This window comes from Sphingobacterium sp. JB170 (assembly GCF_900163865.1).
Classification (GTDB): domain Bacteria; phylum Bacteroidota; class Bacteroidia; order Sphingobacteriales; family Sphingobacteriaceae; genus Sphingobacterium.
In genome coordinates, this window is sequence record NZ_FUKU01000053.1 from 58,867 (window position 1) to 77,624 (window position 18,758).

Annotated in this window: 23 protein-coding genes; 13 read left to right on the forward strand and 10 right to left on the reverse strand. The window is 39.3% G+C overall.

The window, feature by feature from the left end:
* Positions 1-27 precede the first annotated feature (27 nt).
* The 7 genes from FM107_RS13775 to FM107_RS13800 form a co-directional block, all read right to left on the reverse strand.
* Complete coding sequence (locus tag FM107_RS13775; protein ID WP_086949062.1) at positions 28-813, reverse strand: SDR family oxidoreductase; 786 nt, start codon at positions 811-813, stop codon at positions 28-30.
* A 73-nt stretch (positions 814-886) separates the two neighbouring features.
* Positions 887-1,357 carry a nuclear transport factor 2 family protein gene (locus FM107_RS13780; RefSeq protein WP_179204490.1) on the reverse strand — a complete coding sequence of 157 codons (471 nt, stop codon included), beginning with the start codon at positions 1,355-1,357 and terminating at the stop codon, positions 887-889.
* 33 nt (positions 1,358-1,390) lie between these two features.
* Positions 1,391-2,179 carry an SDR family oxidoreductase gene (locus FM107_RS13785; RefSeq protein ID WP_086949064.1) on the reverse strand — a complete coding sequence of 263 codons (789 nt, stop codon included), beginning with the start codon at positions 2,177-2,179 and terminating at the stop codon, positions 1,391-1,393.
* A 57-nt stretch (positions 2,180-2,236) separates the two neighbouring features.
* Positions 2,237-2,857, reverse strand: coding sequence for a GyrI-like domain-containing protein (locus FM107_RS13790; protein WP_086949065.1), 621 nt, complete (start codon positions 2,855-2,857; stop codon positions 2,237-2,239).
* A gap of 37 nt (positions 2,858-2,894) precedes the next feature.
* Positions 2,895-3,473 carry a TetR/AcrR family transcriptional regulator gene (locus tag FM107_RS13795; protein WP_086949066.1) on the reverse strand — a complete coding sequence of 193 codons (579 nt, stop codon included), beginning with the start codon at positions 3,471-3,473 and terminating at the stop codon, positions 2,895-2,897.
* A 107-nt stretch (positions 3,474-3,580) separates the two neighbouring features.
* On the reverse strand, positions 3,581-3,739 hold the full coding sequence (locus FM107_RS19755) for a hypothetical protein (protein WP_218778996.1): 159 nt from the start codon (positions 3,737-3,739) through the stop codon (positions 3,581-3,583).
* Positions 3,740-4,101: 362 nt separating this feature from the next.
* Positions 4,102-5,196 (reverse strand): hypothetical protein, encoded by a 1,095-nt coding sequence (locus FM107_RS13800; protein WP_143559495.1) that lies wholly within the window; start codon positions 5,194-5,196, stop codon positions 4,102-4,104.
* A gap of 92 nt (positions 5,197-5,288) precedes the next feature.
* On the opposite strand from FM107_RS13800, the gene FM107_RS13805 reads away from it, so the two are divergent.
* From FM107_RS13805 to FM107_RS13825, 5 genes are all read left to right on the forward strand, one after another.
* Complete coding sequence (locus FM107_RS13805) at positions 5,289-7,697, forward strand: TonB-dependent receptor (protein ID WP_256959543.1); 2,409 nt, start codon at positions 5,289-5,291, stop codon at positions 7,695-7,697.
* A 366-nt stretch (positions 7,698-8,063) separates the two neighbouring features.
* Positions 8,064-8,210 (forward strand): hypothetical protein, encoded by a 147-nt coding sequence (locus FM107_RS19545; protein ID WP_179204492.1) that lies wholly within the window; start codon positions 8,064-8,066, stop codon positions 8,208-8,210.
* Positions 8,211-8,540: 330 nt separating this feature from the next.
* Entirely contained in the window at positions 8,541-9,146 is a 606-nt protein-coding gene (locus tag FM107_RS13810; protein ID WP_086949069.1) for a hypothetical protein, read from the forward strand.
* Between the two features lie 518 nt (positions 9,147-9,664).
* Positions 9,665-10,657: a hypothetical protein gene (locus FM107_RS13820; RefSeq protein ID WP_086949070.1), complete on the forward strand. Its 993-nt coding sequence runs from the start codon at positions 9,665-9,667 to the stop codon at positions 10,655-10,657.
* 351 nt (positions 10,658-11,008) lie between these two features.
* Positions 11,009-11,707 carry a DUF3784 domain-containing protein gene (locus FM107_RS13825; RefSeq protein ID WP_086949071.1) on the forward strand — a complete coding sequence of 233 codons (699 nt, stop codon included), beginning with the start codon at positions 11,009-11,011 and terminating at the stop codon, positions 11,705-11,707.
* Between the two features lie 90 nt (positions 11,708-11,797).
* Here FM107_RS13825 and FM107_RS13830 read toward each other — a convergent pair whose 3' ends face one another.
* The gene (locus tag FM107_RS13830; protein WP_086949072.1) at positions 11,798-12,160 is read right to left on the reverse strand and encodes a hypothetical protein; all 363 of its coding nucleotides are present in this window, start codon (positions 12,158-12,160) and stop codon (positions 11,798-11,800) included.
* 131 nt (positions 12,161-12,291) lie between these two features.
* Complete coding sequence (locus tag FM107_RS13835; protein WP_179204494.1) at positions 12,292-12,990, reverse strand: transposase; 699 nt, start codon at positions 12,988-12,990, stop codon at positions 12,292-12,294.
* 488 nt (positions 12,991-13,478) lie between these two features.
* Here FM107_RS13835 and FM107_RS13840 point away from each other — a divergent pair, with 488 nt between their 5' ends.
* The 5 genes from FM107_RS13840 (at position 13,479) to FM107_RS13860 (ending at position 15,812) form a co-directional block, all read left to right on the forward strand.
* Positions 13,479-13,937, forward strand: coding sequence for a mobile mystery protein A (locus tag FM107_RS13840; protein ID WP_086949073.1), 459 nt, complete (start codon positions 13,479-13,481; stop codon positions 13,935-13,937).
* Complete coding sequence (locus tag FM107_RS13845; protein ID WP_086949074.1) at positions 13,928-14,524, forward strand: mobile mystery protein B; 597 nt, start codon at positions 13,928-13,930, stop codon at positions 14,522-14,524. The genes FM107_RS13840 and FM107_RS13845 overlap by 10 nt, the downstream gene beginning before the upstream one ends.
* 138 nt (positions 14,525-14,662) lie before the next feature.
* Positions 14,663-14,968, forward strand: coding sequence for a hypothetical protein (locus tag FM107_RS13850; RefSeq protein ID WP_218778997.1), 306 nt, complete (start codon positions 14,663-14,665; stop codon positions 14,966-14,968).
* 251 nt (positions 14,969-15,219) lie between these two features.
* Complete coding sequence (locus FM107_RS13855) at positions 15,220-15,435, forward strand: GyrI-like domain-containing protein (RefSeq protein ID WP_256959546.1); 216 nt, start codon at positions 15,220-15,222, stop codon at positions 15,433-15,435.
* A gap of 5 nt (positions 15,436-15,440) precedes the next feature.
* Positions 15,441-15,812, forward strand: coding sequence for a DUF1801 domain-containing protein (locus tag FM107_RS13860; RefSeq protein WP_086949076.1), 372 nt, complete (start codon positions 15,441-15,443; stop codon positions 15,810-15,812).
* 52 nt (positions 15,813-15,864) lie between these two features.
* Here the strand turns inward: FM107_RS13860 and FM107_RS13865 are convergent, their stop codons facing one another.
* A complete protein-coding gene (locus tag FM107_RS13865) occupies positions 15,865-16,239 on the reverse strand; it encodes a Fur family transcriptional regulator (protein WP_086949077.1) in 375 nt (124 codons plus the stop codon).
* Positions 16,240-16,348: 109 nt separating this feature from the next.
* Here FM107_RS13865 and FM107_RS13870 point away from each other — a divergent pair, with 109 nt between their 5' ends.
* The 3 genes from FM107_RS13870 to FM107_RS13880 are packed head-to-tail and all read left to right on the forward strand — an operon-like array spanning position 16,349 to position 18,260.
* Positions 16,349-16,624 (forward strand): hypothetical protein, encoded by a 276-nt coding sequence (locus FM107_RS13870; RefSeq protein WP_086949078.1) that lies wholly within the window; start codon positions 16,349-16,351, stop codon positions 16,622-16,624.
* A 9-nt stretch (positions 16,625-16,633) separates the two neighbouring features.
* Entirely contained in the window at positions 16,634-17,257 is a 624-nt protein-coding gene (locus tag FM107_RS13875; RefSeq protein WP_086949079.1) for a class I SAM-dependent methyltransferase, read from the forward strand.
* Complete coding sequence (locus tag FM107_RS13880; RefSeq protein ID WP_218778998.1) at positions 17,247-18,260, forward strand: NAD(P)/FAD-dependent oxidoreductase; 1,014 nt, start codon at positions 17,247-17,249, stop codon at positions 18,258-18,260. Before FM107_RS13875 ends, FM107_RS13880 begins: the two co-directional genes overlap by 11 nt.
* Positions 18,261-18,758: the final 498 nt, after the last annotated feature.

Genomic DNA, 18,758 nt, shown 5'->3' on the forward strand with positions numbered 1-18,758 from the left:
TCTTACAGTTTTTAGGGAAAGGCACTATTACAACGATGGATTTGTTCCTCCGTCAATAATATAGTTTACGCCAGTTATATAGGATGCTCTCGCAGAAACCAAAAACCCAACCAGCTCCGCAATTTCTTCAGGGAGTGCCATTCTACCCATTGGAATTCCGCCAAGATCATTCATTAGATTATTGGTAACTTCTTCTATGCTTAATCCCGATGTATCAGCTAATGATTGCAGATAAGCATCCATTGTATCGGTTTTTACCATCCCTGGCGAGACAGCGGCAACTCGTATTCCTTTTGGCGTAAATTCTTTTGACAAGCTTTTGCTATAGTTGTTTATTGCTGCTTTTGCCACTGCATAAGCACCAAGCGACTCAAATACGGGTATAGCACCAGTTAATGAGGAAATATGGATAATAACACCGCTTTTCTTTGCTACCATTTGAGGTAAAACTGCCCTGTCAATGCGAACAGAAGATTGCAAATTTAATTGAAGGTCATTTTCCCAATGCTGGTCAGAAAGGGCTCCAAAACCTCCCGAAGGACTGGTAGATCCACCCATATTATTGACTAGAATATCAATTGTTCCAAATTTTTCGTTGATTTCCTTTACCACTTTGTCCGTTTCGCTCGGGATAGTTAAATCTGTTGCGATGAAATGATGTTTTAGTTTATTTTCTCCGGGTTGACTTCTGGCAGTTACGATTACATTTGCTCCCGCTTCCAATAATCTATCTGCGATTGCTTTACCGATGCCCTTTGTTCCGCCTGTTACTAATGCTACTTTACCAGCTAATTCTTTTGTTGTGATTTCCATTATTAAAAATTTTTATTGAAACATACGTTCCAGATTTTAGTAAAAAATATCTATTTAGATAAATGCTTGATTTTTATTTTCTATTTTGTTCGATTGTGTTTGGATCTATGGTTGCGGGTTTGGCGTGATGAGAAAGATCTCCAGCCAACGTTATGATTAGCTCGCGTACAGAGAAATGCCATTTCCCATCCGTTCTCGTGAACGCATCGTGATAACGTCCGATGGCTATGGCTTGTAGCGGAAAATCCCGATCAACATCCTTTTGAAAAATTGTCAGGTAGGAAACGGCCGTAGCGTTATTTTTTTCTTCCTGAATTTCTAAAACGGTATTGGTAGTAATATGTGCTGTTCGGAGAGTACCGTCTGAATAAACCTGTAGGTTCTTGTCCAATTGTCTGGCAACGCCGTCTTTACCCTCCATCGTGCTGCCTGGGGAGATTATTTTACCATTTGCAAAGAGTTCACCTACTTTGTCGAATCTAGCTTGGTCAACATAGAAGGTGTATTGTCCTATCAAATTCAAGATTTGTTGCTCATTAGTCATCGTCATATTTTTTTAAAATATTTTTAAGTTGTCTTAAAATACGGTCGGGATTGTTCCTCCATCAACCACATAATTTGCTCCGGTGATGTAAGAGGCTTTCGGGGAAACGAGAAAACCAACAAGGTTTGCGATTTCTTCCGGTTGGGCCAATCGATTTAGCGGAACGCCACCCAAACTGTCCATCACCACTTGTGTGGTTTCGTCAAATGTTTTTCCAATAGACGTTGCCAGGCCATTTAAAAAAGTTTCCATAGCAGCTGTTTTTACCATTCCCGGAGAAACCGTAACTACCCGGATATTATGCTGGGCCATTTCATTTGCCAACGTTTTGCTGTAGCTGTTCAGTGCGGCTTTAATAACACCGTAGGAAAAGTTGGAAGTATGCAATGGTATTTTTCCATTGATCGATGAGATATGAATTACCACCCCTTTTTTACGTTCAATCATCTTGGGGAGAAGCGCCTTATCTACTTTAATCGCTGCCAAAAGATTTAACTGCAGATCATTTTCCCAATCTTGTTCAGATAATGCACTAAATCCTCCTGCTGGCGAGGAGGTGCCGCCCACATTATTGATTAAAATATCGACAGCGCTATATTTTTTGGCAACCGTTTTAGCCAACCTTTCATTGTCTGAAGCGTTGGTAAGATCTGCCGCAATAAAATCATGAGTAGTGCTATTTTCCAACGGTTCGTTTCGTGCGGTGGTGATAACTGTTGCACCTAAGTTGGCTAACTCCTCGGCAATGGCTTTTCCTATTCCTTTTGTTCCGCCGGTAACCAATGCTACCTTACCTGTTAATTCTTTTTCTGAGTTTTTCATGATGTATTGTTTGTTTATTGAAACATTTGTTTCAGATTTGTTTAAAAAAATATGTTGTTAAATTGCTTGTACCGGGTCTCTTAAAATGGTTTGCATATTCGCCTGGCTTTGTCCCTTTTCAAAATGGGTAATATGGATTTCGTGATGCATCCCTGATTTTCTCAATCCGCTTTCGCTGGCGAAATTTTGTAAAATTGGCAAGGTTACCAATTCTCCAGCAAAGGGTCCCAGGTGCATCAACTGTACACATTTACCAGCGTTATAATCGAACGTTTCAAATTGACTGGCAAATGGAATTTCTTTGTGGTTTTCTGCCGTGACTTCGATGTTTTGTGCAGTAATGAAATCAGGAATAACTACAGCAATTCTATACTTTAATATATCCAAACTAAGTGTCGTATAGAAATCGCCAATGTCCACAAAGCCTTCTTTTTCATCAAACCAATAGAATATTTCAACAATATCACTTTTAAAAGCCTTTTCCTTTTGTGTAAACTCTTTTTGAAGTTGCTGGAGGAAATCAATGATCGCCTTTTTCTTTTCGTAGAAAATAGGCGTTCCCGGACTGCCGCTGCCGAGAATGGATAGATAATTCATTCTTCCTATCTCCACTATTTCAGGCTCTGTTGATGCGGAATAATATCCGCTATACTTATTTGCCATGTCTATTATATCCATTATTCTAAAACGTTTGTTTCAAATTTTAATAAAAAAATTATTTGTTTAATTGTTCGATAAGAAATTTTGCCGTTTTCTTAATCCTTGTTTTATCTTGGTGGATGATGAACGATTCGTGCCATCCAGTGAAATGGTTGATGATATAATCGGTGAGCATTTCAGCATCTTTCGTGAATTTAATTTCCTGTATATCAATGGCTTTTTTTATCAGACCAATCAATAATTGGTATGTAAACTCATTGTCCGACTTAATAATCTTTTGCACTTCCACATCGAACGTGGCGACCTCAAATGTCGTTTTTATGGCAAGACAACTATTTGGTTCGGTCGTGATGGTATAGGCCGAAGCGTTGATATATTTTTCAATGGCTTTTAATGGCGAGGAGATTTGATGTAATTGCTTTTTAGCAGCTTCCATCCGGCTTTCGGTATAGTGCTTTATGCACTTTATGAAAAGCTGGTGCTTATCACCGATGGTATTGTACAAACTACTGCTGTTGATCCCCATAGCTTCCGTTAAATCCCGCATAGAAGCACCGTTATAACCCTTTTTCCAAAACACATCCATTGCTTTGGAAATTGCCAATTGTTCGTCAAATTCTACGTTTCTTGCCATATGTACAGGCAAAGATATGAAAATATCTGAAACATTCATTTCAGAATAAGTTTAATTAACGTCATTTTCTTGAATTCGCTTTTTAATGCTGCTCAATGAAAGGTTCTTTATACCTGAGAAAGAAGCTCTTCTTTGGACGATATTTGGATGTTCTTTATGCAGATTGTGTGCTGACTGTCCATCACGAGTATGAAATTTCCTTTAACAGGTAGTAAGCTAAATATCAAATAACTAACAGACTTCATTGGTAATTCTACTTCCGACATAAAACGCTGAATACGCCGAATGCAGCTCGAAACAAGGGGCACTTCGGTTACCCATGCCTCAAGAACATCATTTGATACGTTAGGATTAGTCCTCGGAGCTCTTCTTTAATTAGATTAATAGGGAAGATATTTGCTTTAACACCTATTTGGTATATAAACTAAGTTGTGACGGTTGAAGCCACGCTGTGGAGGCGTAATTTGACGGCTGAAATTCGGCAGAGTGATTTTTTACGGAACGAAAGAGCCCTGTACGACTTTATTAGTCAGCAGAAGTTACTCCTGCATTCCAAAGTCAATTCCCCCATCATGTGGCTATAAGTTCTTATGATAGGGGAATTGTGCCCAGAAGTATGGGATGCTATTTAAAGGGGCGACATCACCAATGTGAGATCGGTCTGGAATTCGTGTCCGGTCGTAGTAACAGCCTTTAAAATGATTTTGTAGCTGCCCGCTTTTAACGTATCGTCTTTCTTAACCGTAATCGCCCCTGTCTGAGGATTGACAGAAAAGATGGCGGCAGAATTGTCAAATGTTGCGTCGTCTAGGCTCACTGATTGCAGCGAAAATGATGATTTATAATTTTCAGGATATATCATTGGCTCGGCGGATAGGTAACCGTTTCCTAATGCAATATGTAATAGATTTAAGTTAATTGTCAGATCCATATCGGGATAATACATTCCGAAGAAGAATTTAACCTGCGGAATAAAAACGACCCGGAAAGATGTACTGGCCACAGGAAATCCATCTTTTAGGAGAACCGGTCGGAGGTCATAGGTATATTCCGAGTTTTTATGGGGGTCACCCGCATCGGCGGAAAACTGGATGGTTGAGTTTTCGATAGCTACGCTATTTGATTCACCCGGGGAGTGGCTCAGATGCCAAGTCGTCCCTTGCGTAGGCACGTCCAAGGTTTCCAGTTTATAGGTCGTAATATTATCGCTGTAAAGGGCGTAGGCAAACGGGATTTCATTGGATACATCCGCTCCGCTTATCCCTATTGTGCCCTCAGAAACAGTGAAGTTAAAATCATTTTTACCTACCGTTTCCCCAGTACCGGTTTTGGCAAAAAGCGTAACGGTATAAGAATCAGGAATCTTATTATCGTTGGTGGTAGAGCGTGCTCCATTAGGATAAAGTGTGGAGGAGTTGATGACGATGGTTTGCTCCTTCTCATCGACTGTTACTGCTTTGGAAAGCTGGTCGCGAAGCTTAACGCCACCTGATATTTCCACGTTGTCTGTCTGCTCAAAGCCGAGGCTTAACGTAATATCCTTACGAGTCGATAGGGATGAAGGGATTGGAATATTAGCCGTTTGTCCGTAGGACATCCCCGTATTTTCAGGGAGGTCAATTTCGATTGTTGGTTCCGGCCCGGACGTATCTTTTTGACAAGATAAAGTCGTTGATAGCAGGGTGGACACTACGGTGAGCGCAGTAAAGAATCTTTTGAACATGTTCATCTGTATAATTTTTTTTGCGAAGGTAATCATAAAATTTATAAACGCAACAACGTTGCGTTGTTGGTGTTTTTATTTAATTTAGCGCCATGTTTAGAAATACCTCTTTTATGGCCGGATCTGTTCGTGCTGTTCTTTGCTTTCTGTTCTTTGTACATCTTTTTACCGCTAGCCTGTATTGCAGTGCACAAAAAGTAGATACCCTTGAAATGATCCAGATCGATTCAGCATTGGTCGTCGCTAGAATCCCGTTGACGGGCTTGGTCACTAAGCTTTCCCGGTCGCAGCTTTCTCGTATCCAAGCGCAGACATTGGGGGAGACACTCAGTCATATTCCGGGCGTACAGAATGCCTACTTTGGCCCAAGTGCTGGACTGCCGATGATCCGTAGCCTGAGTGGTAACCGGGTTAGGTTGTTAGAGGACGGCTTGGCGGTCAGCGATCTGAGCGGTATTAGTCCGAACATCAACACCAATGTGGATATGGAAAACCTACGGGAGATAGAAATTTACAAAGGTTCTGCTAGTGTTCTTTATGGTGGAAAGGCTATTGGTGGTGCCGTGAATATGAAGGATAATACGATTCCGCAGTCTCGTTTCTCCACGGTTTGGCAAGGTAACGCTACTTTGGAAGCTGGCACCAACAACGGACACCGGCAGGCGGTCCAGGTTGAGGGAAATCTTGGAAATAGCTGGGCCTGGCGGCTGAGCGGCACAAACTATCAGCACGGGAATCTGCGTATCCCTGGAAATACAAAGGCACCGATTGCATACGATCCGGCAATAGATCATTTGACGGCTGATATGGCGCAGGTAGATGTGGATAGGGAACAGATACGCAACTTGAGCTTATATCCTTACATCAGCAAGTTTGTGCTTGAAAATATGGACGACCCCAAATGGGGGTTATCAGAGGCAGATTTGTATACTTTTGATCAGTATTCCGTTATTGGAGGTGAGCGCGTGACTAATCCGGAAAATAGCAAGTTTGTTGCCGGACAGGATCCGGCAACACCGCTCTACACCTCCGTGGTGCACGGCATTACAGATTTACATCCGGTTAACTATGGGATTATGCCTAATAGCCATGCTGATGGCCGCTCCTTTAACCTCGGAACAAGTTATATCAAAGACAGCCTACGTGTGGGCATCGGTTACCGTGCGCAGGAAGGATACTACGGTGTGCCCGGATTCGCCCTTGCAACTAAACCCAAGCATACCCATGGTCCGGTAAATCAAGTCGCCGATTATCAGCCGATTAATACTAGGACGCGTTCGCATATGCTAAAGTTTGAAACCGTGCTTTCTTCCGCAAATAGATACATTCGCGAGATAGCCATTCGGTATTCGGCACAGTACGCTGATGATCGTGAACTGGTCGGGATTTACCAGGTAAACAGGTTTATAAGCAGAAGACAGGCATGGAGACTGGAAAGTAAACAGCAGTTTACTTCCTTCTGGACAGCGCAAACGGGCGCTGACTTTACCTTTCTACGGTTGGACGGTGAAGGAGTACAGCGATTTCTTCCTAACAGCTTGAGCCGAGAGCTTGGGGCGTTTACTGTACACACGCTGAGGTACAAACCTCTGGTCATGAACATAGGATATCGTCACGACTACGTGGCTCGTCGCGCTCTGACCGACATGCAGTATAAGCCTAGTAGAGGCCTTGCCGGCGGCAAACTTTCCCCGCGAGATTTTGCACTGAACCAATTCTCTACTCAACTGCGGTGGGATATCTTAAAAATAGCTTTTCTAACCGCCGCGTTTTCACACTCTGAACGGGCTCCCGATCTCAATGAGCTATATGCAGGAAACGACCATTTTGCTATCCTAGTCGAAGAAAACGGTGATGACAGACTGGGCGAAGAGACAGCGAATAGTATCGAAATTGCAACTGGCATACAGTTCAGAGGCATCCGTCTGATGGCGACAAGGTACTTGACAAGTTTTAATAATTACCTTTATCTGGCGCACACGGGCATGTCTCGTTCCGGTGGATTCCTCGTCAAGGAGTGGCGCGCGTCGCAAACGCGCGTCACCGGATGGGAACTGGAAGCCTCCTACGATCACCTCTGGGCGGAAGGAGCCCGTGCCAGTTTTTCTGCATTTGCGGACCTCGTTAAGAACATCAATACCTCGGACGATCATCTTCGCGGATGGGCAGAAGGTGATTATATGCCCAACCTGCCCACTAGCAGATATGGCGTTTCGACTATATTGAAAGTAGGCAGCGGGTCACTATCGGCGACCTGCGAACGTTATTTGAAACAAAGATATTTAGGTAAAAACATTAACCCAGAACCACCGATGCCTGCATATTCCTTACTACAGGCGCGGGTAGGATATGATTTTCGAATCTTTGGAACAATGCTGACGGGTTACCTCAACGGTCAGAATCTGTTGAATGTAGAGGCGAGACCGCAGAATTCCATGCTCAAATATCTTGCTCCACTCCCTGGGAGAAACATATCAATGGGCTTAAAGGCATACTTGTAGCTGTTTTGATGGGAGCTCGATATAATTGTAATGGTAGATATAGTTGGTTCATACCGGCAACATCTATTTTCACTATTTTGTTAATCGTTGAAGTTGTATGCGAGACTTGTTACGAAACTTTCCACCGAGGGAAAAGCAAGGGAATTGATACTTTCGTGCTTGGACGACTCGAACTGTACAAATAAGAGGGGGATTTACTTCTATAGATCTCCACAGAGAGCTTTTCAGAAAAGACTCATTATTAACAATCTTTTGATACAAATTGTAGATTTATTGATACGATGCTATACCAATAAACATATTGAGATGCTGTTTCTTTCGACTATCTATTTTTTGTTAAAAAATGTATTTATTCTTGTCTGATTAATGAAAGAAGCGAATCCTGATACGCCATCTACAAAAAAGCATTTTAACGCCTTGGACGGACTTTGCGGAATTGCGGCGGTCGGAGTCGTTCTGTTCCACTTTTTGGAAATTGCCGCTCCTGATTACCGGGATAATTTACTGACTTAACTTTGCATAGGTCGGTGATAAAAAGACATATGAGGCGGATCCTAGCGAAATGGAGATCGTAGCCTAAATGAGCTGTAAATCCGGTCTATAATTCCGTATATTTATCGCACTGACTGGTATTCGTGTTTAAGAACATTACGTTGAAAATGGCGTGTCAGACCTTAACGTAAGTCCTCAAGGCAAATCACTTGCTCAAATGTTTCCTATGATTAATCATTTTGTTATTGGATGTGGCGAAATAGGAACGTTTACGGGGAGTAGTACTTCATATAATACTAGAGCCCAAGGTTCAATATCTGTCATTTGCAGTTCAATGTAAATTTGATCAATATGAAAGTTTTTTCTAAGTACTTTATTTTATGGCTCACGATCTTATTATCCAATTACGACATCCGAGCACAAAATGCGCATGAAGTCGACATTCAACAAATTTCAATCAGGGATACAGTACTTATGAATGAAATATCCAACATGATTCGAGAACAAGAAGGGGCAAATATAGAACACGTTTCCGAATCATGGTTTGACGAAGGTCTCGGTTATATTAAACTGACGATTGATTCTTATCACAAAGGAGATACTATACTTCGGTACCAAATAGTTCCTGATCAAACTCCTATTGAGGTTACGGGGAGTGATCCAGCCTTTCCCATTTATTACGCACTTAATAACGCCAGACCAATTTTGGTTTATTATTCTCATTCATTTATGGAAGCGTTAGGAATAAAGTTTTCGCACAAAAGTAAAGTTAAATTTTTAAAACAGTTGGATAAGGTATTACCTACTCCTGAAAAGGAAGTCGGCAGAAATGAAAAAGGCGAGGTAGTCTTTCGAATTGATGATTTTAGGCCACAACATGTAACATTCGGACTGAATAAAACTATTTATTTGCTACGAGATAGCTCATATGTTATCAGTAAAGAAAGAGAATATTAAATTGATGCTTGAAGAAATATTGTCCTTAAATTTTTCCCAGATAAGTATCGATACATGATTATGACTGCAAGCATCCTTAAAGTCAGTCAGTCCTGGGAGTATGTTTCAAGTGAGAAGAATTTACACTCCCCAATCTTTACAAATACCAGTTAAAACACAATTCACAGTTTCAACATTGTAACCATTAGGAACAGAGAAATGAAGGCTTCTGGTAAACATTCTATCGTTTGGCAGTTTATACAGCGAAAATGAAAATGATTAATTGCTAATTTTTTTTCGTCACGCCGCATTTGCTCAAAAATACCCTACAATTAAAACATTTGATACCACAGGTGGGGATTGGATAAATACACCTTTGAACAATATGCGAAACATAATCAGTTTTCGTCATTCATCGAAATGATTCAAACTGAACTTAAAAATTTTAATCCTAATATTGCGGATGATGTTGCCGAGGCATTAGCGATTGAAGGATTGTTTACGGATCATTAGTAATGACGTTAAAATATTAAATGATAATGAAAGAGATACACGAAAAAATAAAAGCAAAGGGACAAAATGTGAATAAGTTCTTTTTATTAATTTTTCTTCTTGTGATTGGATTCGATGCAATTGCGCAGGGGAAGTATCTTGTTATTGACTCTACAGATACGGGATATGCCACAAAACATTACCGGCTAAATACTCGAGAGCTATACGATACCGATTTCAATATCGAGACATTTAATATTATTTTCTCAGAAAAGAATAATTCCTCAAAAAATCTTAATCAATATGAACGAATTCTCTTGGTTAGCTTGTTGCCGGATATATCAACAGGTAAACTATGGGAAGAGATAGACGCTAAAGATATCAAGGAGCATACGATCGGTCCCGCAGAGTACGTTCGTTCGATATCTCCAGTTCTTGGTTTTAAAAACAATGTCTTTGATTTAAAGAAATTCAATCAAACTCGGCTAGTGACAGAAGAAAAGGGTAAATGGTGGGTTTCTTCAAATTGTTTGATTGAATCATTCGAAATTGTTCCTAACGGGCTTCCATTTTTCTCGGGTATATATGGGCAATTAATATTGGATCAAAATATGGTTGCTATTAAGGAATTCGTTGAAAAATATCCTCCAGAAGAATACAAAGATGTTTTAGGGATACCGCTATTACTATCAGGTCGAGGTGGTCGCGCGGATAATCTAAACGGTTGGCGCACTTGGAAAGAATTTCTTTCGAAAATCGTATCTGTAAATGGAAGTGGTAAAGGGTACCAATTTTGGACTTGTGCTGCCACAAACGTTGCTGATAATTACGACGCTAGTCAGGGAGTAGGAAGGTTCATCTACGTCCCGGGTGAAGGAATAATCGGCGGATCCTACGACTTTTATTTCTTGAGACCTCCTAGTTATTATTTAGCCAAATCTGGAAATAAAATTTATTCCCATCGCTTAACGTCAGAACAATGGGACAAAAATATCCTTGAAGAAAAAGTGATGATTGCAGAAAGCTTTACGATAGATTGATGAATTTAATAAGTATAGTAAAGCCGCTCTAACCAGTGGCTTTATTTGTTCGGGTAAACATTCTCTAAATCTCCGATCATTATCTTTATAAGACCTTGATAACATGTGTTTAATATACGTCAGGCACAGCTAAGATACCATCAATATTGGAAATAATTGAATCTGTTTCTTTTGTTCGTCTCCAGTAATTATACTCTATAAATAGCATTAAAAAAGGAGCTTTATAAGGCATAGGATCCAGGTCAAAATAATTTTTCTCTAAATAGGTGGAATAATTTTTATTTCAATCGTTTTAATTCTATATTATAGATAATAATAGAATTAGATTTTTCAGTTAAAAATAGGTTTAAGATGACCCTGATCTATATACTTGCCGGAATAATGCTGGTCGCAGCTGTTGTCGTTAACAGAAAAAACGCACCCTATATACTCGCTGGATACAATACCCTGCCGGAAATTAAAAAGCGAGAGTTCGATTTAGTTTTGTTTTTAAAATTCTTTAAGCGATTTCTTTTCTTCCTTACCATTTCTTATTTAGTTATTGGGTTAACTCTTCACGATGTGGTGCGAAATGAAAATTGGCTGATCATATTTTCCGTAATGTATCCATTATTTGGTTTCCTTGTGTTGATAGTTAAATCAGAACAATTTTACGACAATAGAAGAAAGTCTAATATCACCATTTTTCTTATTGGGGGTGGGGTAATATTGGCGATTATTATCTCAATTGCAATAGGGATGAGTAAGCCTAATATAAAGGTTGAAGTTGAACATCTATGCATTTCAGGACCGTATGGTGCTAAAATTAATTACCAAGATATTGTAGTAGTTGAAAAGATAATTATGCCAAATCAGGCAAGAAAAATCGAAGGGTTCCAGCTCGGCAATGTTCGCAAGGGAAGATTTGAATTATGTAATAATGAAGTGGCTACTATTATTTCGACAACAGATAGCGCTGACCACTTAATGATAATGACTCATGACGGTAAATATATCATTGAATATGATCGTATAGTTGAAAACCAGATTATCGACAAACTAAAAAAATAAAAGTGATTAGTGCGAATGCATAGCGACGGATAGTAGTGCTGAGTGATAGAAGAACGCTCCGCGTTAAAATGATGCTAGACATGTGGATTTTCAGTCTGAAGAACTATCTGCATAAGAACTTTCTTGTAGGGTCCGTCGTTCAATAGTAAATCCAAGACCATCGAGGATCTGTTCAATTGACAAGCTACGCTCTGCAAGAAGGCACAAGATGGTTTCTATTTGCTTTTGTTTTTCCCTAATGTCGTCACTTATTGTGACAAAGTCAGATGAATCTTGTCGCGATACCAGTATCGCGACAAGATGTTGTCGCGATTTTCCGGTATTAAACGAATGAAAAAAATAGCTTCGATAGAAACAAAAGAGAAGGATATCTGAGGAATCCTTCTCTATTCCTTTTTTTAAATAAAGTTTTAGATTTTTCATCTTGTTTCCAAGCTCGATAAATTTTAACATTAAGAAATCGTGAGTTATAGAAACGGCAAAAAGATCAACATCCAAGGTATTATTCTATTTTTAAAAGAATGCACCTAAGAAAAACGGAATGTTGCCGATTACGTGCGGGATAACCGTCAACGGCAAGCAATCTAAGTTAGTGCCAAGCTGGATATATCCACTTCAACGTAGGACTTGAAATATGGTAGGGTTTTAGGCAAGAACCAACAATCCTGGAATATGCACTTTTTGGCCGTGTTATTACAAAAAAAGGCTGTATCGTTTATTTTTGATACAGCCCCTTCAAGGCACACGGTTTCGTCAGACTGAAGGTACTTCGCTGCTAAGGTTTCCCTTATTAAAGCTCTATAGATCGGTTCCAGTGCCCGGATTGTTGCAGCTACATTGTCCAAGAATGTAGAAGATGAGATTGGGATTTTCTCACGGGTAAACATCTGCTTGATCCGGTGCAGCGGTAAATGGTATGTATATTTACTTACCAGTAAGAAGGCCAGTACAGACTCATCAAACAGGCCACTTTTTACCGTACGGGAAGGTGCCGGCGCTATGATGAACGATGCATCGAGGACTTCATAAAAACTGAGTCGGTGACCATTACTATGGTGAATTTCAAAAACCGGGATGTTGCTGTTAGGAGTAATAACCACCGGAGCAAAACCCGACTGTTCCTTGACCGTGGAGCGCTGCGCGCTACGGAACTTGACTACCCAATAATTAAATTGTGCCTGATGCAAACCGCTTTGCTTACTATAGGCACGCTGGCTAAGTCCACTGGACTGCCAAGCAAGATAATGCCGATGCATCCGATCCCAAAGATTACTTTTTGCCATTTCTAATTTCTTTTAATGTGAATAGCAAAAGTAAAAAGCAAAACTATCTAATCATACAGGGGGATAACCGGATGCTTACTTATCAAACACAGATGCCTGCAATATAAATAAGAAATTTGCCTTTATTATCTCTCGGCAATAGTGATTATTTCCTCATGTCTTAGCGTGCTAACCTTAGTCTTGTGTCACAGATACTTGTTATATTTGTGACAAGAAAAAGCTTGTACGAATGTATCGCTTTGTTTGACAAGAAGTGGGTGTAATTGTTCGACCACGAGACTGACAAGCGAAATTTTGTATGAGAAACCCATATTTAATTTAGCGATTCCTAATCAAACTGTTTTAATTCAAACCAAGATTATAGCGTTATCAGGTTATACCCTGACGGATATCTAGCAATTGTCAGGATATAACCTGATAGATAGTTTGTTAATGTCAGGTGATAACCTTACTTTTGTTTAAAATCTGTCAGGTTAAAGCCTTGCATTATGAATAAGAAAAGATTACAAATAGAGCAATTAGATCGTAAATTAAAAGGATTTGGAGAAGCTATTCAAATTCCACAACCAGATATTGGCTGGCTAAAAACGATACGAGTTTCCTTAGGGATGTCGCTACAACAAGTGGCAGAAAAATTATCTATCACCAAACAAAGTGTCCAAGAAATCGAAATTAGAGAAAAAGAGGGCAGTATTACCCTAAATAGTCTAAAAGAAACAGCAAATGCACTGGATATGCAGCTTGTATATGGACTAGTTCCTAAAGATGGCACTATAAACGATTTAATTGAACGTAAAGCGAAAGAACTAGCGCTGCGCATTGTTTCTAGAACTTCAAACACAATGAAGTTGGAAGATCAAGAAAATTCAAAACAACGCCTTCAAAAAGCTATCGAAGAGCGCACCGCTATCATTAAAAACGAAATACCTAAATCTTTATGGGATTAGACTTAGAATATATCGATGGGCAAACCCCTATTGATGAAGAGGAAAAAGAGGGGTTATTAATCGAAACAATCAGTACTAAGGCCGAGTTGGACGAATTTGAACAACTCAACATTGAGGAGGCTTTACAGTGGGTATTTGGGAAAAAGTTTAAACCTAAACAACTATTTACCGAAAATTTTATCTGTAACCTGCACAAACGTATGTATGGCAATATTTGGGCTTGGGCAGGAGCTTTTAGAAGAACTGATAAAAACATCGGGGTAGATAAATACCAAATTCCCATGGAACTTAAAGTCCTTTGCGATGATGTTTTGTACTGGATAGAAAACAATACTTACCCACCAGAAGAGATTTCCATCCGCTTCAAGCATCGTTTGGTAAGTATCCATTGCTTTCCTAACGGTAACGGTCGGCACAGCAGGCTAATGGCGGATATTATTATAGAAAAACTATATGACCTGCCACCATTTTCCTGGGGAGCTGCGAACCTCACTGAAGCAAGCGATACTCGAACCATTTATATAAAAGCAGTAAAACTAGCCGATCAGCACGAATATCAACCGCTTTTGGACTTTGCTCGATCCTGATATACAGATTTTATTATAGAAAGAAAAAGCTTAATGAATCGATTGGAAAGAACAATCAGCTCATGACGTAGACTAAAAACAGGGTTATTTATCCTATTTAATGCTATATTTACTTCTTTAGATACTATAACCTCCAATATGACCATTGATATTTACCTGTCCAATATTAATAAAAGATTTATTTTAGGAAATGCTACCGAGCATACATTTCGAGGCGACTTGCAACAGCTAATTGAAAGTTTAGTTTCTGAAGTACGTGCAACCAATGAACCCAAAAGACAAGCCGTAGGTGCACCTGATTATAGCTTAACGCGCAAAGGGATTCCTGTAGGATTTATTGAAGCGAAAGATATTGGGGATAAAGACCTTGCTGGAACAAAGAAGACAGGTAATAAAGAACAGTTTGACCGTGGTGAATTTCAAAAACCGGGATGTTGCTGTTAGGGGTAATAACCACCGGAGCAAAACCCGACTGTTCCTTGACCGTGGAGCGCTGCGCGCTACGGAACTTGACTACCCAATAATTAAATTGTGCCTGATGCAAACCGCTTTGCTTGCTATAGGCACACTGGCTAAGTCCACTGGACTGCCAAGCAAGATAATACCGATGCATCCGATCCCAAAGATTACTTTTTGCCATTTCTAATTTCTTTTAATGTGAATAGCAAAAGTAAAAAGCAAAACTATCTAATCATATTCCTGACGGAATGGTTGGTAAATCAGTTGACGGTGGAAACTATGTGAAATTCTCGGCCAAAGGAGATTTAATGAAAGACTTGGTCATAAACAAGTGGTTGGAAATTTGGAAAATGGATTTAGATAGACTATTTACGGCAGACTTTGAAGTATTTGGTGAGAAAGCACAAAACCCAGCAGATGCAGAGATAGATATTTTAATCGCAGTAAAATAAAGGAAATGGTTGAGCAGCTTCATAGCTATTACTTGAATAAAGAAGAGCCAAACAAGAGTTGCTTGCTTGCATTGCGGAGCATTATTCTTAATCAGGATACAGACATCACAGAAACGCAGAAGTGGGGAATGCCCTGCTTCTGCTACAAGAAAAAAATGTTTTGTTATTTGTGGACGGATAAAAAGACAGATGAACCCTATATGCTGATGGTTGAAGGAAAATATCTTGACCATCCCGAATTGGAAGAAGGCAACCGCACACGGATGAAGATTTTCAGAATTAATCCCAACAAAGATTTACCCATAAAGACAATTGGGAATATTTTACAAAAAGCGTTGGATTTATACAGAACAGGTGTGGTAAAGCTCAAAGAATGATAGCACTTACAAAAACAGCCCATTGATTAAAACAATGGGCTGTGTCTCTAAATTAAGAACAATCTTTACAAATACCAGTTAAAACACAATTCACACTTTCAACATTGTAACCATTAGGAACAGAGAAATGGACGGCTTCTGGTAAACATTCTATGGTTTGGCAGTTGGTACAGCGAAAATGAAAATGATTGTCTGCTAATTTTTTTTCGTCACATTTCATACATACCGCAAAATATTGTTTTCCGTCTTCGGCTACAACTCTATGTACCAATCCATCTTCACAAAAGCGGTTTAATACCCTGTAAATTGTGGCTCGGTCAATTTCTACATCTATTTTTTGTTCGATTGCATCCCGGCTCATTGCTTTTCCTGCACTTATCAATAAGTCCAAAACGGCTTCTTTTGACGGTGTATTTCTGCGTTTCATCTTTACTCCTTTTCTTTTGTAAATTTAATGCAAATAATCCGCATTAACTTATTGCGATTATGTCGCGATAATAAAATATTGTTTACCTTTGCTAAAAGATTTGAAAAAAATGACAGCAGAAAAAACCTTAAAATTAGGTAGGGTAGAAGTTTTTACTACAAATATCCAAAACAAAATTCAGGCAGAACACATCGTGAAAATACTTGAAAGCAGATTTCCTAAAATGAAAATCAATTTTGATTTATGCGAAACAGAATTGCCTTATCCTTGCGGACACACGATTTTACGTGTTGAAAACAGCGAAATAAATTCAGGAAACATAATTTCAATCGTAAAGAAATCAGGATTTATGTGCGATATTTTGGAAGATAAAGTTTGTAACTAAACAAAGACTATGGCAGAATTTTGGGAAGAAGCATTTAAGGAAAAGCAGGAAATGTGGGGTTTTGAGCCTGCTAATTCTGCAAAAATTGCAAAAGATTTTTTTGTAGAAAAAGGTATAAAAAATATACTCATTGCAGGTATCGGCTACGGAAGAAATGCACAAGTTTTTAGAGAAAGCAGAATTGAAGTAACAGGAATTGAAATTTCAAAAACGGCAATAGATTTAGCAAGAAAACATTACGGAACGGGTATGGTCATTTATCACGGATCTGTAACGGATATGCCTTTTGACAACAACCAATATGATGGCATTTTCTGTTACGCCTTAATTCACTTATTGGACAGCGACGAAAGAGCGAAACTTATTTCTGATTGCTATGCCCAATTAGCTGAAAACGGCTATATGATTTTTACGGCTATCACAAAACAATCCCGAACTTACGGACAAGGGAAACGAGTTGGTAAAGACCGTTTTGAAATGTTTGGCGGAGTAAAAATGTACTTTTATGACAAGGAAGCCGTACAGGAAGAATTTGCAAAGGCAGGACTGTTTGAAATTACAGAAGTAACAGAAAGCTATCCTTTCTATTTAATAAAATGCCGAAAACCAAACACCGACAGGTTTGACCAATAAAATAACAAGACGAGAAATAATAAAACAAGGTGGACTTGCGTTAACCGTATTAAGGTTGCCTTTTCCATTAACCGCACTTTCAAAAATCAATCTTATGACGGACAATAAAAAATTTGATGTAATCATCATAGGCGGAAGTTACGCAGGACTTTCATCGGCAATGGCTTTGGGACGAGCTTTGCGAAATGTTTTAATCATTGACAGTGGTTTACCTTGTAACAGACAGACACCACATTCGCATAATTTTATTACGCAAGACGGAGCAAAACCAAGCGAAATTGCGGAGAAAGCCAAAACACAAGTTCTAAAATATGACACAGTGAAGTTTCTCAACGACCTTGCCGTTAGCGGAAATAAAACCGAAAATGGGTTTACAATTACCACTAAAACAGGGGGGACTTTTGAAACAAAAAAACTCGTTTTTGCAACAGGCGTAAAAGACATAATGCCCGACGTCAAAGGATTTTCGGAATGTTGGGGAATTACGGTTATTCATTGTCCATATTGTCACGGTTACGAAGTGAAACACGAAAAAACGGGAATTTTAGCCAATGGAAATTTTGCTTTACACTATGCACAACTCATTCGTAATTGGACAAAAGAATTGACCATTTTTACAAATGGAAAATCTACATTGACCCAAGAACAAACCGATAAAATTTCCAAACACAACATTCCGATAATTGAAAAAGAGATTGCGGAAATCAAACACGAAAATGGTAACCTCAGACAAATCGTTTTCAAAGACAATTCAACCTTTGACCTTAAAGCAATCTATTCACGTCCAAACTTTGAACAACATTGCAAAATTCCTGAAATGTTGGGTTGCGAACTTACAGAGGAGGGATTGCTTAAAGTAGATATGTTTCAAAAAGCAACCGTAGCAAATATTTTCGCTTGTGGCGATAGTTCAAGCCCAATGCGTTCTGTATCCAATGCTGTATCAACAGGAAATATTGCAGGTGCTGTGTTAAACAACGGAATGACAGAAGAAGAATTTTAATGGATAGTACTCAATAAATCGCAGTCCCGGAAAAAAATCAGAGCTAATCATTTTGTGTGTTGTTATATCTAAAAAGGAACAAGAAGGTAGCAAAGATTAAGGTGTGCACCTACCGCACCGCCCCACCCAAAAGATTGCGGCATAATGGCAGGGTAAAATTATGGTGGCTTGGATCAGCCAGGAGTTCATTATGTTCAATCTGTAGTGCGTTCAAACATAATGACAGGCTGATTTCTCAAGCTGCCCCTCTGTAGGAACTTGTCTTCGGCCCGACGTTTATAACGTGACTGTTAGCAATGATATACACCTGTCTGTCGCTGTTCGCGTTATCCCCCTCCTTAGAATAGGATAAAAGATCCTTGGATGAGCTTTCTATTGATAAGGTTCCAGAAATAATCATAGCGTTTAGACAAGAGATTGAAAACGTAGATGGAGTATTAATCTGTACCCCTGAATATGTTTTCACGATTGCAAGCGCCCCAGCTTTGCACCGTTAAA

What these genes read in the sequence shown, in the direction of transcription:
- FM107_RS13780 (WP_179204490.1), bottom strand. Translation starts at nt 1,357, where the DNA reads ATGACTAATGAGCAACAAATCTTGAATTTGATAGGACAATACACCTTC.
- FM107_RS13795 (WP_086949066.1), bottom strand. Translation starts at nt 3,473, where the DNA reads ATGGCAAGAAACGTAGAATTTGACGAACAATTGGCAATTTCCAAAGCA.
- FM107_RS13820 (WP_086949070.1), top strand. Translation starts at nt 9,665, where the DNA reads ATGAAAGAGATACACGAAAAAATAAAAGCAAAGGGACAAAATGTGAAT.
- FM107_RS13800 (WP_143559495.1), bottom strand. Translation starts at nt 5,196, where the DNA reads ATGTTCAAAAGATTCTTTACTGCGCTCACCGTAGTGTCCACCCTGCTA.
- FM107_RS13785 (WP_086949064.1), bottom strand. Translation starts at nt 2,179, where the DNA reads ATGAAAAACTCAGAAAAAGAATTAACAGGTAAGGTAGCATTGGTTACC.
- FM107_RS13845 (WP_086949074.1), top strand. Translation starts at nt 13,928, where the DNA reads ATGGGATTAGACTTAGAATATATCGATGGGCAAACCCCTATTGATGAA.
- FM107_RS19545 (WP_179204492.1), top strand. Translation starts at nt 8,064, where the DNA reads ATGAAAGAAGCGAATCCTGATACGCCATCTACAAAAAAGCATTTTAAC.
- FM107_RS13830 (WP_086949072.1), bottom strand. Translation starts at nt 12,160, where the DNA reads ATGTTAAAATTTATCGAGCTTGGAAACAAGATGAAAAATCTAAAACTT.
- FM107_RS19755 (WP_218778996.1), bottom strand. Translation starts at nt 3,739, where the DNA reads ATGTCGGAAGTAGAATTACCAATGAAGTCTGTTAGTTATTTGATATTT.
- FM107_RS13775 (WP_086949062.1), bottom strand. Translation starts at nt 813, where the DNA reads ATGGAAATCACAACAAAAGAATTAGCTGGTAAAGTAGCATTAGTAACA.
- FM107_RS13805 (WP_256959543.1), top strand. Translation starts at nt 5,289, where the DNA reads ATGTTTAGAAATACCTCTTTTATGGCCGGATCTGTTCGTGCTGTTCTT.
- FM107_RS13825 (WP_086949071.1), top strand. Translation starts at nt 11,009, where the DNA reads ATGACCCTGATCTATATACTTGCCGGAATAATGCTGGTCGCAGCTGTT.
- FM107_RS13850 (WP_218778997.1), top strand. Translation starts at nt 14,663, where the DNA reads ATGACCATTGATATTTACCTGTCCAATATTAATAAAAGATTTATTTTA.
- FM107_RS13875 (WP_086949079.1), top strand. Translation starts at nt 16,634, where the DNA reads ATGGCAGAATTTTGGGAAGAAGCATTTAAGGAAAAGCAGGAAATGTGG.
- FM107_RS13870 (WP_086949078.1), top strand. Translation starts at nt 16,349, where the DNA reads ATGACAGCAGAAAAAACCTTAAAATTAGGTAGGGTAGAAGTTTTTACT.
- FM107_RS13790 (WP_086949065.1), bottom strand. Translation starts at nt 2,857, where the DNA reads ATGGATATAATAGACATGGCAAATAAGTATAGCGGATATTATTCCGCA.
- FM107_RS13810 (WP_086949069.1), top strand. Translation starts at nt 8,541, where the DNA reads ATGAAAGTTTTTTCTAAGTACTTTATTTTATGGCTCACGATCTTATTA.
- FM107_RS13840 (WP_086949073.1), top strand. Translation starts at nt 13,479, where the DNA reads ATGAATAAGAAAAGATTACAAATAGAGCAATTAGATCGTAAATTAAAA.
- FM107_RS13865 (WP_086949077.1), bottom strand. Translation starts at nt 16,239, where the DNA reads ATGAAACGCAGAAATACACCGTCAAAAGAAGCCGTTTTGGACTTATTG.
- FM107_RS13835 (WP_179204494.1), bottom strand. Translation starts at nt 12,990, where the DNA reads ATGGCAAAAAGTAATCTTTGGGATCGGATGCATCGGCATTATCTTGCT.
- FM107_RS13860 (WP_086949076.1), top strand. Translation starts at nt 15,441, where the DNA reads ATGGTTGAGCAGCTTCATAGCTATTACTTGAATAAAGAAGAGCCAAAC.